The organism is Aquitalea sp. (genome assembly GCF_030150775.1).
In the GTDB taxonomy this organism is placed as follows: domain Bacteria; phylum Pseudomonadota; class Gammaproteobacteria; order Burkholderiales; family Chromobacteriaceae; genus Aquitalea; species Aquitalea denitrificans.
Genome location: NZ_JASLFG010000042.1, coordinates 56,585 through 69,407, shown reverse-complemented (window position 1 = coordinate 69,407; position 12,823 = coordinate 56,585). Strand labels below are relative to the sequence as shown.

Annotated in this window: 9 protein-coding genes and 1 riboswitch; of the genes, 2 read left to right on the top strand and 7 right to left on the bottom strand. The window is 58.3% G+C overall.

Annotated features, from left to right (window positions below):
- Positions 1-11: 11 nt before the first annotated feature.
- From QVF59_RS15330 to htpX, 7 genes are all read right to left on the bottom strand, one after another.
- Positions 12-1,631, bottom strand: coding sequence for a GMC family oxidoreductase (locus QVF59_RS15330; protein WP_287881084.1), 1,620 nt, complete (start codon positions 1,629-1,631; stop codon positions 12-14).
- On the bottom strand, positions 1,628-2,875 hold the full coding sequence (locus QVF59_RS15325; protein ID WP_287881082.1) for a mandelate racemase/muconate lactonizing enzyme family protein: 1,248 nt from the start codon (positions 2,873-2,875) through the stop codon (positions 1,628-1,630). Before QVF59_RS15325 ends, QVF59_RS15330 begins: the two co-directional genes overlap by 4 nt.
- Positions 2,875-4,158, bottom strand: coding sequence for an MFS transporter (locus QVF59_RS15320; RefSeq protein ID WP_287881081.1), 1,284 nt, complete (start codon positions 4,156-4,158; stop codon positions 2,875-2,877). The genes QVF59_RS15325 and QVF59_RS15320 overlap by 1 nt, the downstream gene beginning before the upstream one ends.
- Before the next feature lie 109 nt (positions 4,159-4,267).
- Positions 4,268-5,692 carry an aldehyde dehydrogenase gene (gene aldA / locus QVF59_RS15315; RefSeq protein ID WP_287881079.1) on the bottom strand — a complete coding sequence of 475 codons (1,425 nt, stop codon included), beginning with the start codon at positions 5,690-5,692 and terminating at the stop codon, positions 4,268-4,270.
- 161 nt (positions 5,693-5,853) lie between these two features.
- Positions 5,854-7,137, bottom strand: a complete 1,284-nt coding sequence (locus tag QVF59_RS15310) for a voltage-gated chloride channel family protein (RefSeq protein WP_287881078.1) — start codon at positions 7,135-7,137, stop codon at positions 5,854-5,856.
- Between the two features lie 77 nt (positions 7,138-7,214).
- A riboswitch (Fluoride riboswitch) is annotated at positions 7,215-7,314 on the bottom strand.
- Between the two features lie 109 nt (positions 7,315-7,423).
- Positions 7,424-8,419 (bottom strand): TerC family protein, encoded by a 996-nt coding sequence (locus QVF59_RS15305; RefSeq protein WP_287881077.1) that lies wholly within the window; start codon positions 8,417-8,419, stop codon positions 7,424-7,426.
- Positions 8,420-8,520: 101 nt separating this feature from the next.
- On the bottom strand, positions 8,521-9,402 hold the full coding sequence (gene htpX, locus QVF59_RS15300; RefSeq protein ID WP_159878173.1) for a protease HtpX: 882 nt from the start codon (positions 9,400-9,402) through the stop codon (positions 8,521-8,523).
- 141 nt (positions 9,403-9,543) lie between these two features.
- On the opposite strand from htpX, the gene nhaR reads away from it, so the two are divergent.
- Together nhaR and QVF59_RS15290 are read left to right on the top strand one after the other, a co-directional pair.
- A complete protein-coding gene (gene nhaR, locus QVF59_RS15295) occupies positions 9,544-10,443 on the top strand; it encodes a transcriptional activator NhaR (protein WP_287881076.1) in 900 nt (299 codons plus the stop codon).
- Positions 10,444-10,677: 234 nt separating this feature from the next.
- On the top strand, positions 10,678-12,723 hold the full coding sequence (locus tag QVF59_RS15290; protein WP_287881074.1) for a site-specific recombinase: 2,046 nt from the start codon (positions 10,678-10,680) through the stop codon (positions 12,721-12,723).
- Positions 12,724-12,823: the final 100 nt, after the last annotated feature.

The following is a 12,823-nucleotide window of genomic DNA, read 5'->3' as shown; positions in this document are numbered from 1 at the left end:
AGCGGAACGGCTCAGTGCCAATCCTGCAAAATCATCTCTGCCGCTTTTTCCGCCACCATCATCACCGGTGCATTGATATTGCCGGAGGTGATGTTGGGAAAGATGGAGGCATCCACCACCCGCAGCCCGGCAACTCCATGTACTTGTAGCCGGTGGGAAACAACCGTGCTGGCCGGATCAGGCCCCATCGCACAACTGCCACACAGATGATAGATGGAACCGGACTCCTCGCGGAAGAAGCGCAGCATGCTGTCATCGTCATCCACCCTGCTTGCCGGTGAAACCTCCTCCACCGTAATACGGCGCAAGGCTTCGGCCTGCATCAGGCGGCGGATGAAGTGGCTGCCCTGCACGGCTTCGCGCCGGTCCTTGTCGGTAGACAGATAATTGGGACGGATGCTGGCAGGTAGCGCTGGGTCGGCACTGCTGATGGCGACCGAACCCCGGCTGCTGGGACGGCAGGGGTTAAAGCACACCAGAAAGCCGGAATAAGGTTCCGGCTTGAGTGCCGCCCCGGCATCCTTGGGAATGCTGTAAGACAGCGGATTGAAATACAGTTGCAGATTCGGCCGCTCCTCCTGTTCACTGCCACGGAAAAACCCTCCGGCCTGATTCACACTCAGCGCCAATGGCCCCTTGCGAGTAAGGCCATAGCGCAGCGCCGCCATCCCCTGTCCCCACAGGCTGCCCAATTCATCATTCAGCGTCTTGCAATTGGCGCGGTAGTAAAAGGACACGCACAGATGGTCTTGCAGATTCTGCCCAACGGCCGGCAGGTGCTGGCGCAGTGGAATGCCCAGCCCTTGCAGCAAGGCGGCATCGCCAATGCCGGACAATTGCAACAGCTTGGGTGAGTCCACCGCTCCGGCAGCTACAATCACTTCCTTGCTGGCAAAAAACCGGCGTGCCACGCCGTTTTGCCTGACCGCAACCCCATTGGCACGCCCGGCAGCATTAAACAGGATGGCTTCGGCCTGACAGTTGGTCTCCACCATGAGATTGGCCCGCCCCATGGCCGGGTGCAGATAGGCCACCGCACTGGACGCACGCTCGCCATGCCGGATATTCGCCTCGTAAATACCCGCGCCTTCAAACCGGGCGGCGTTGAAATCGTCGTTAAGCGGCAAACCCAGCTGCTGACAGGCTTCCAGATAGTTCTGGCAGATGGGGTGCGCCTGCTCCCGCATTGGCGTGATGCCGATCAGCCCCTTGTTGCTTCGCCATGCGGTTTCGCCAGCCGGGTGATTTTCCAGCTTCTTGAAGTAAGGCAGCACATCGCGATAGCCCCAGCCCGGATTGCCTGCGGCCTCCCAGTCATCAAAATCTGCCGGCTGCCCGCGCACATAAATCATGGCATTGATGGCACCGGAACCACCCAGCACCTTGCCGCGCGGAGCATACAGCTTGCACCCGGCAAGGTTTGCCTCCGGCTCGGTGTAATACATCCAGTTGGTTTGCGGGTTGTAGTAGTTCTTGACGTAGCCCACCGGCAGGCGGAACCAGAAGGAATCATCCTTGCCGCCGGCTTCCAGCAACAACACGCGATGCTGGCCGGACTCGCTCAGGCGACTGGCCAGGATGCATCCGGCAGAACCCGCCCCCACGATGATGAAGTCGAATTGCTGGCTCATAGGCTTTTATCCGTATTCCAGCGGTTTTTCCAGGCGTCGGATGACTGCGTCCGCACATCAAACGGCTTGGGGTCCATCAACAGGTGCAAACGCTCCCCCACATAGGGCGAGTGCGCCCTGACGACGTCCATGTTCAGCTCCACGCCAAGGCCAGGCGCGGTCGGCGGAATGATGAAACCATCTTCCCAGCGGATAGGCTGCTTGAGCAGCTGGGAATGGAAACCATCCCAGGTCATGATGCTTTCCTGAATCAGAAAATTGGGCGTGGCAGCCGCCAGTTGTATGCTGGCTGCGGCACCAACCGGCCCGTTATACAGATGCGGGGCAATCTGGGCGTAATAAGCTTCGGCCATGCCGGCAATTTTCTTGGCTTCCAGAATGCCGCCCACCCGTCCCAGATTCATCTGCAAAATCGACGCCGCGCCTTTTTGCAGCAGCTCCAGGAATTCATACTTGGTGGTCAGGCGCTCGCCGGTGGCAATCGGGATGCTGGTCTTGCTGGCCACTTGCGCCATGGCATCTGCCTGACCGGGCGGTACCGGCTCCTCGAACCATAGCGGGTCGTATTTTTCCAGCCGTTTCGCCAGACGGATGGCGGAGGCTGGCGTCATCTGGCCATGGGTGCCGAACAAGAGATCGCACTTGCTGCCAACGGCCTCGCGAATCCTGCGACAGAACAACTCGCACTGGTCCATCGCCTCCAGTGACAGATGATGGCCGGAATACACGGTATAAGGCCCGGCCGGGTCAAACTTCAGGGCGGTGAAGCCTTGCTGCATGTACTGTGCGGCACATTCTGCGGCCAGATCAGGGTTGTCATAATCGTACTGACCGTGGGCATTCCTGGGATAAAGATAGGTGTAGGAGCGCAGGCGCTCATTTACCTTGCCACCAATCAACTGGTAAACCGGCTGATTGGCCGCCTTGCCGATGATGTCCCAGCAGGCCATTTCCAGGCCGCTGGTAATACCCATCATGGTGAGGTCGGGGCGCTGGGTGAAACCGCTGGAATAACACTCGCGGAAGAAGCGCTCTACCTGATGCGGATCGTGGTTAAGCAGATAGCGTTCGAATACATCCTGAATGGCCGGGACCATCACCGAGGGATGGAAGCTGGCGGCATAGACCTCCCCCACGCCTTCAATACCGCAGTTGGTTTTCAGGGTGACAAAAATCCAGTACATACCGCCAAGGTGTGGCGGAGGAACCGCGACTACATGGGTCTCCAAGGAAATGATTTTCATCACACAGACTCCCCTTGTTTATTCAGTTGTTTGAAATAAAACACTGCAGCAGTACCCAGCAGCCCACAGCAGGCGATATAGGCGAAATAGAAACGGGTACCATCGACACCGGGGTAATGTGCGGCAAAGGCGGTATTGATCATGGGCAGGAAAATGTCCGGCAAATAGCCGATGACCGATATCAGGCCGATGGCCAGGCCGGTAACGGAAAGCGGCACCCGGCAGGCATCCAGCAAGGACCAGTACAAGCCGCGAATGGCATAGGTGAGCACGCCGATCAACAACACCAGGGCCAGCAAGAAGTAAATACCTGCGCTGCCGGGGAAAAGAATCAGGCCAAACAGGCTGAGTGAAGCAAGCAGCATGCACAGTCCCAGCATCCCCTCCTTGGAAAAACGGTCGCCCAGGAAACCGCCGCCAATCCCACCGATGGGACGCATCCACAATTTGGTGACAGTAATGAAACCGGCAGCCACCGCGCTCATGCCATAGCCCTGCTGCAAATAGGCCGAAAAGGAATAGGTAGCCCAGAACAGCTGATAGCCACAGAAAATGATGACGGCCAGCAGCCAGACTTGCGGGATGCCCAGCAATAGCCGCAAATCAGTAAGGACACTGTTTTGACGCGCCGCCCCGCTGTCGCGCTCTGCCACGCCCTTGTCCAGAAACAACAGAATCAGCACGGCAATGGCCAGGCAGGTAAAGGAATACAGATAAATCACCTGCCGCAACGCCAGCTTTGCCTCTCCGCCCTGCTCGACATGAAAGGCAAAGATGGCCAGCGCAATGGAGGCCAGCACGGCTTCGACCAGGCCGCGGCCACCATCCAGAATGCCAAAGAAGCGCCCTTGCTCATTGGCCGCCGCCAGCATCTTCACGCCCTTGAGCAGCGCTGCCCAGAAGGTAAGCCCGGCAGCCAGTCCCCAGCCGACAAAGATGATTTCCAAAGCCTGATACGCCGGGAAAGTGGCAAACCACAGCCCCAGACTACCCACCGCCGACAAGGAGAAAGCAATCAGCAAACGCGGCGGAAAGCGGTCTGCCAACCAGCCGCTGGGCAAATAGCTGACGGCGTAGACGACGCCCAGCATGGAATAAAACACGCCCAGATCGCTGCTGCTGATCTGGAAGCTTTGCAGGATGGTGGTTTCAAAATTCTGCCGCAGATACAGCAATGGATAGATGGCACCCGCGGCCAGCAGCAGCAAGCCAAACTGGAAAAAGCGCAAACGATTGCGGGCATGCAGCGGCGACGCTGCGACCAGAGTGTCAGCATGATTCATCTTGATGGTGTCTCCTGCTGCACCGCAGGACTTGTGGCAGGCCTTATGCGTTGGCCATCCTGTCGTGTGCAGACTTATTGTGATTCCGGATGAGTGACTGAGGGGAAGCTCAGTATTTCAGGACGACCAGCCGCGTCTGGGTGAACTCCAGCATGCCGTGCTTGCCATCGTCGCCCCCCAGGCCGGAGCGTTTCCAGCCGGCGTGATAACCCTGATAGGGGTCTGCCGGCGTGCGGTTGACATACAGCTCGCCCGCTTCGATGTGGTTGGCAAAACGCATGGCGGTTCGGTAGTTTTCGGTATACAGCACCGAAGCCAGACCAAACTGGTGGTCGTTGGCCAGCTGCAAGGCCTCTTCTGCCGTGCTGTATTTCAGGACGCACAGTACAGGGCCGAAAATTTCTTCCTGTACGATTTCCATGTCCTGACGGCACTGGGTAAGCAAGGTAGGCGGGTAAAAATAACCGGGGCCTTCCGGAATGAAACCGCCGGTTTCCAGCACCGCACCATCATCGACAGCCCGCTCTACCATCTGCTGGATATTGAGCCGGGTGCTGGCATTGACCAAAGGACCCATATAGTTGGGATGCCGGGCTCGGTTGCCGTACTGGCGTACCGCAAAGCGCTCCTTGAGCAAGCGCACAAAATCGTCGTACACGCTGTCCTGCACATACACCCGTTCCACCGAGGTACACAGCTGGCCACAGTGGCTGAGGGCGGATGCCACAATGTCATTGGCTGCCTGCACCAGCTTGGCATCCGGCTCGATGATCGCCGGTGTCTTGCCCCCCAACTCAAGTGATGACTTGGCAATATTCACCTGGGAGTACTCCAACACCTTGCGGCCTGCCCCGACACTGCCGGTCAGGGTAATCATCCCCACCTTGGGATGGGTGCAAACGGTTTCTGCCACCGCATGCGTCATGGTCAGGATATTGATCACCCCGGCAGGCAGGCCGGCATCCAGCACCGCTTGGGCAATTGCAAAGGCCGAGCACGGCGTGTTGTTGCTGGGCCGAACCACGACGGTATTGCCGGTGATCAGTGCTGGCGCAATTTTGCGCAGCAAGGTGTAGACAGGGAAATTGAACGGGATGAGGCAGACCACCACACCGATGGCCTCGCGCATCAGCAGCAGGTTTTCCTGCGGGTTATCGCTGGGAATGGTCTCCCCTTCGATGCGTCTGGCCCATTCGGCATGGTAGCGGGTGATTTCAGCCGCATAGACTGCTTCGGCCATGGCATCACTCAGACTCTTGCCAGACTCATCCGCCAGTGCGGCACCAATTTCGGCTGATCTTGCCTGCAAGGCATCAGCCAGTTTGTGCAAATACTGTGCGCGCTCACAGGCAGGTAAGGCAGCCCAGCCTTTTTGTGCCGCAGTCGCGGATTCGACTGCCGACAGCGCCTCGGCAGTGGTCGCAGCACAGACCTGCGCACGAGGCTGGCCCGTGGCAGGGTCCGACACGATGAAACTGACGTCGTTTTCGGGCTGGATAAAGCTGTTGTTGATGAAATTCTGATAGCACTGCATGGGACCAAATTCCTCGACTAGAGTATTGGCACCATCAAACCAGCCACCCATCCCAAGGTCAAAGTAACTCCATAGATGAATATTTAATTTCACCCATGAAATTTACTGCCTTACTGGACAGTCAGCTCAACAGGAAAAACCTGCATTCCCAGCAGGCTCATTCACTCCTGGCGACGCCGCCAGGCAGCCAACTCGCTCAACTTTAGCCCGCGCGGAAAGGGCCGGTGCTTGCCATGGGCAATGCGCTGGGAACGATAAATACCGGTATGACCAGAGAAGGTGTAGCTGGCCACACAGGCCAGCGCGGCATAAATGCCCACCTCACTGCCAAACAGCTCCATCGCCATGATGGTGGAGGCCAATGGTGTATTGGCCGCTCCGGCAAACACCGCCACAAAGCCCAGCCCGGCCAGCAAGGAGAACGGCAGATGCAATAGCGGCGACAAGGCATTGCCCAAGGTGGCACCGATAAAGAACAGCGGCGTCACTTCCCCGCCCTTGAAGCCGCTGGCCAGCGACAGCACGGTCAGCCCCAGTTTGGCGGCAAAGTCATAGACAGGCAGCGGCTGGGTGAACGCGTCCACAATGGTGGGAATGCCCAGCCCGATAAAACGATCGGCCCCGCTGGACCAGACAATGGCCACCAGCAACACACCGCCCAGCAAGGGCCGCAACGGCGCATAGGACACATGGCGCTTGATCAGTGCCGACAAGGCATGGGTGCTGTTGGCAAACAGCTTGCCAGTAAGACCGAACAGCGCGCCGGCCACCAGCGTGGCCAGCAAGGTCCAGGCACTGAGCACGGGAAACTGGCTGATGGCGTAATGGGTGTGCTGCACGCCCCAGCCCAAGCCCACCTGATCGGCCACGATAGCCGCCAGCAGGCAGGGAAACAGCGCGTCATAGCGCATGCGGCCAATGGCCAGCACTTCCAGCGCAAACACCGCCCCGGCCAGCGGGGTGCCAAAGACCGAGGCAAAACCGGCGGCAATCCCGCACATCAGCAGGATGCGCCGATCCGCATTGCCCAGCCGCAGCCAATGGGTGACCTGATCAGCCAGCGCGCCGCCCATTTGCACTGCCGTGCCTTCGCGCCCGACCGATGCACCAAACAGATGGGACATTACCGTGCCCCACAACACCAGCGGCACCATGCGCAGGGGCACAATGCGAGTGGGGTCGTGGATTTCGTCTATCAGCAGATTATTACCGGCCTCCACCTGACGGCCATAGCGCAGGTAGACCCAGCCAACGGCAAAACCGGCCAGCGGCAGCAGAAACAACAACCAGGGCTGGCTTACGCGCAGGGACGTGGCCCACACCAGGCTGTGCAGAAAGAAGGCAGAAGCAGAACCGGCCAGCAAGGCGACCAGGCAGGCCAGGAACAGCAGCTTGCTCATGCGCGGTAGCATGGCAAGGGTTTCGGAACGGGAAATGGCAGACATGGAATTCTTCTGAATGACAACACATAATCACCACCCGGCCGGAAAGCACAGACGCGCCTGCAGCTCCCGGCAACGGGAATCATGCAGACATCATCAGCCCGGATGGGCGGTTTGCTGCCCTTACTCCCATGCTGGCAGTAAGGGACAGGCGGGAGGAATGCCATCTCCCGAAGAAAAGCCATGCTAGCGGGAAAGCAGGCAATCGACAAGCAAAAAGCCGGGCAACCCATGTAGGGCAGCCCGGCCTAAGCAGCGTCAGCTCGGTAACGGAGCAGTCAGCACAGCCTCATGACAGGCTGTCACCCCCGTCGTTACGGGTCTTGTACAGCGAATACAGCACACCACTCACCAGCAGAGCCAGCGTCACCCCCAGCGACACACCGGTGGGGATATGGAACTGCACCAGCTGGATATCGTTCAGGTATACCAGCCCCACTTTCACCCCGATGAACACCAGCACGATGGCCAGTGAATACTTGAGGTATTCAAAGCGGTGCACCATGGCGGACAGGGCAAAATACAGCGCGCGCAGGCCGAGGATGGCAAAGATGTTGGAGGTGTACACCAGGAAGGGGTCCTGGGTGATGGCAAAGATGGCCGGAATGCTGTCCACCGCAAATACCAGATCAGCACTTTCCACCAGCAACAGCGTCAGCAGCAGGGGGGTGGCCCACCAGCCACGGCTCAGCCCGTGCTGCTCTCCACGCACCAGAAAATGATGGCCATGCAAGGTGGGCGTCAGCCGCAGGTGACGGCGCAGCCACTGGTACAGCTTGTTGTCTTCCAGCGACGGGTGGCCCTCCTCCTTGCTGAACAGCATCTTGACCCCGGTCAGTAGTAAAAACAGACCAAACAGCACCAGCACCCACTTGAACTCGGTTACCAGTACCGCACCCAAGCCTATCATGGCAGCCCGCAGCACAATTACACCCAGAATGCCCCAGAACAATACCCGGTGCTGATACAGCCGCGGCACCGCCATGCCGCTGAAAATCAGCGACATCACGAAGATGTTGTCCATGGACAGGGATTTTTCCACCAAATAACCGGTGAGGTACTGCATGCCGGCATCACCGCCACGGTACCACCATACCCAGCCGCCAAACGCCAGGCCCATGGCAATATAAAAGGCCGACAGTTTCAGGCTTTCCTTTACACCGATTTCGTGATCATTCTTGTTGAGTACGCCCAGATCAAACACCAGCAACGCGGCCACAATGCCCATGAACATCAGCCACATCCATAGCGGCGTGCCGACAAACAACAGATTAAGCCATTCCATCAATCGATTCTTTCAGTAGAAACCCGCCGCACCATCCGGGTAAAACGCAGATGAGCAGGACCAGCCTGCTCACCGTTCACACCAGCTTCAGTTGCGCTGACTTAGTGTGCTGATTGCAAGGCAGCAATGCGCGACTCCAGTGAAGGGTGGCTGGACATCAGCCCCATCAGGCCGGCACCACCGGAAATACCGGATGCAGCCATGTTCTGCGGCAGCTCGCCGGCATGCACGCCACCCAGGCGGTGCAGCGCGGCAATCATCGGCTGCGGACTACCCAGCAGTTTCGCCGCACCGGCATCGGCACGGTATTCACGCTGACGCGAGAAGTACATCACGATGAAGGACGCCAGAATGCCGAACACGATTTCACACACAATCACCGTAATGAAATAGCCAATGCCGGTGCCGCTGGACGATTCCTCGTCATTGCGGCGCAGGAAGTTGTCCACCAGATAGCCCACCACGCGCGCCAGGAAGAACACGAAGGTGTTCACCACGCCCTGAATCAGCGTCAGCGTCACCATGTCGCCATTCTGGATGTGGGCAATCTCGTGGGCCAGCACCGCTTCCACTTCCTGCTCGGTCATGGATGAGAGCAGACCGGTGGATACCGCCACCAGCGAATTGGATTTGCTGGCACCAGTGGCAAAAGCATTAGGCTCACCTTCGTACACCGCAACTTCCGGCATCGGCAGGCCGGCACGGTCTGCCAGTTTGCGCACGGTAAACAGCAGCCAGCGTTCGGTTTCGTTGCTTGGCTGTTCGATCACACGGGCACCGGTACTCCACTTCGCCATGGTCTTGGACATCCACAGCGAAATGAAGGCACCGCCAAAACCCATCAGACCGGCAAAGGCCAGCAAGCTGCCCATATTAAGGCCGCCGGCAGTGATGAAGCGGTTGATGCCCAGTAACTGGGCGGCGATGCTCAGCACCAGCATCACCGCAATATTGGTGGCGATCAGCAGAATCACACGTTTCATGATCTATCCCCTCGGTGGTGGTTGGTTGATGACCTATTACATGAGACAGGCCACGACGTTCAGATGCTGCATGATAGATGTTTCATGAACACGAAAAAATCAAATAAAATAGTAATATCCATACGGAAATTTCGAATAATCATGTTCAATCAGCTCAACTACAAGCATCTGCATTATTTCTGGGCCGTGGCGCGGGCCGGCAGTGTGACGGCAGCAGCCCAGCAACTGGGCATGAGCGCACAAACGGTGAGCGGTCAGATTTCGCGCCTGGAGCAGCAAATTGGCCGCGCCTTGTTCACCCAGCAAGGACGCGGGCTGATACTTACCGAAGCCGGGCGCATGGCCTTGACCTACGCCGACCGAATTTTCCAGCTGGGTGAGGAGCTGCAGGAAATGCTGGCGGATGAACAACTGGACCATACCCTGCGCCTGAGCAGCGGCATCAGTGATGTGCTGCCCAAGAGCATTGCCTACCGCCTGCTCAAACCAGCGCTGGCCCTGCCACAACGGCTGCGTCTGCAATGCACTGAAGGCGCTTTCGATCAGTTGCTGCACGAGTTGGCCAGCCACAGCCTGGACCTGGTGCTGGCCGACCGTCCGGCACCAGCCGCAGGCCAGCAAGCCATGCAGTCCCACCTGCTGGCCCGCTGCCCGGTGATGATTTTTGCCACTCCGCAACTGGCAGCACGCTATCAGGATGGCTTCCCGCACAGCCTGCAGCGTGCCCCCCTGCTGTTGCCCAGCCGTGACAATGTCTTGCGCAGCCAGCTGGAGCACTGGCTGGACGAACAAGGCATACGCGCGGAAATTGTCGGAGAGTTCAAGGACGGCGCACTGTTGCAAACCTTTGGCGAGCAAGGTGCCGGGCTGTTTCCGGTACCGGCTTTTTCGGAGGACGACATCACCGGCGGTGGCAAGCTGCGCCTGCTAGGCCGGATAAGCGGTGTGGAAGAACATTATTACGCCATTACCAACCGTCGCAAATTGCAGCACAAAGCCGTTCAGGCGATTATTCAGCAGGCAGAAACAGAATCATCCTGATGATGATTTCTCATCAAGTTGAATCGATATTTCAGGTTTGTTTGAACTTACAACATATAAGAATAGTCTGATTTTTAATGTATATTGCATGATCACTGGCTGCGAATCTGCAGCACCGGCACATGCCGCCACAGCGCATGGTATGGAAGTAGCACTAAGCCGGAACATACACACCATACGACGTCGATAGACAGGTAGCGCAGATCAGTGCTGCCGCCAGAATGGATACCACATTTGCCCAATCCCACGCTTGATGCCATTTTTCTCAGCCTGCAACAGGGTGAAACCACAGCAGCTGCCGCACTGGCAGACCTGGTACGCAGCCTGCGGCCCAGCAGTGCCGACAACCACGAACAGGCCATCATGAATTTTCGCGCGCTGGCCTGGCTGCTGGAACATCACGCCGACCACCGTCAGGCCCTGCGCAGTGCATTTCTCGACTTGCTGACCCAAACCAGACAGATTCCGCTATATACCGAATCCGGGATTCTGGCCAATACCGGCTTTTTCACCACGCTATCCAAGCGTATCGGCGAGCGGCTGCTGCCCATGCCGACTCGGGAAGATTCGCTACAGGACCGCTTTGGCCGCCTCTTCCGCTGGAAGCAGGATCACATCTGGCTGGCAGCCATTCCGGATGAAACCTGGCAGCAACTGTGGCAGGCCATGGCCTGGCATGAAGAGCAAGACCGCAGCAGCTGGATTCAGACCCGTCTGCAAATGCTGGAGTCGGTGCAGATACTCAGTGCACGGGTAACCGCCATTGGTCTGGAGCCGGAACTGGTACGGGTCTATCCGGACATCGAGCGTTTCGAATCCCCGTTCCTGCACCTGAATGCCGAAGTGCTGAAGTATGCCGACAGCTACCGGCGGGCACTGGCCGAACACACGCATCCGCATGAAGACGACAAGCACATTCTGGTATTGCTGGAGCAGTGCGAGCTGATTCTGGGAAAAATTCGCAAGAATGCTTCCCGCAATGGCATTTCCATCAATCTCACCTATCAGGCACTGCGATTGCTGCAAAGCATGAACCGGCTGCGCGCACTGCTAGCCTTGCTGGAGCCGGAACACGACCCGGCACACAACCCGGCCCTGTTCCATCTGCTGGTCGATTTTGCCCGTGCAGAAAACCGCAAGTACAGCGTCAGTGATGTATTCAAATCCAATACTGAACTGCTGGCCCTGCAGGTAACCGAACATGCAGGCCGTCATGGCGAACACTATATTGCCGAATCACGCCGGGAATGGGGCAGCATGGCCAGGGCGGCAATGGGCGCGGGCCTCATCGTTGGCATCATGGCCCTGATCAAGCTGCTGCTGGCCCAGGCACACCTTCCCCTGCTGTGGGAAGGGCTGGCCTATGGCATGAACTACGCCATCGGCTTCATCATCGTGCAGCTGCTACATTTCACCATTGCCACCAAGCAGCCGGCCATGACCGCCGCCCGCATTGCCGCCGCTCTGCACCAGCAGGAAAAGAGCGCCAGCCGTGTAGCACTGGATGATCTGGCAGAGCTGGTGATCAAGGTGCTGCGCACCCAGTTCATTGCCATTCTGGGCAATGTGCTGCTGGCCATTCCTACCGCCGCCATCATCGCCTTTGGTTGGCACGCACTGACAGGCAGCACGGTGGTATCGCCCGACAAGGCTCGCCACCTGCTGCACGACCTGGACCCGGCATCCAGCCTGGCCTTGCCGCATGCAGCGATTGCCGGTGTATTTCTCTTTCTGTCGGGGCTGATTGCCGGTTACTACGACAACAAGGCCATCTACCGCCGCATACCGGAGCGGCTGGCAGCACACCCCTTGCTGAACAAGCTGCTGGGCCGCCACCGGGCCTGGAAACTTGGGCACTATGTGGAACACAATCTGGGTGCACTGGCGGGCAATTTCTATTTCGGCCTGTTTCTGGGGCTGACCGGCACTATTGGCATCATGCTTGGCCTGCCGCTGGATATCCGCCATATCACCTTCTCGGCAGCCAATCTGGCGTTTGGCCTGGTCACACTGGATTTCCAGCTGCCACTTGGCATGGTGGCAGTGTATTGCGGCGGCCTAGCCCTGATTGGCATGACCAATCTGGCAGTCAGCTTCAGTCTGGCTCTATGGGTTGCGCTGCGCTCGCGCAAGCTGGACGGACGGCAGGTGCTACCTCTGCTGCCCTTGCTGTTGAAACGCTTTGTACGCCAGCCGCTGCAGTTTTTCATCCCGCCAGCCACCGCGCACGGCAACCGGGCTGAGGATGCCGCACACCAGCCCGGACAGCAGGAACATTAAGCCACAGCCCACGGGCAACACCCTTTTGCGGGAAAGGGCAATATGGATATACGCGGCATGGCACCTCGGTTAAACTTGCCGCTCATTCATTCATTTGTCC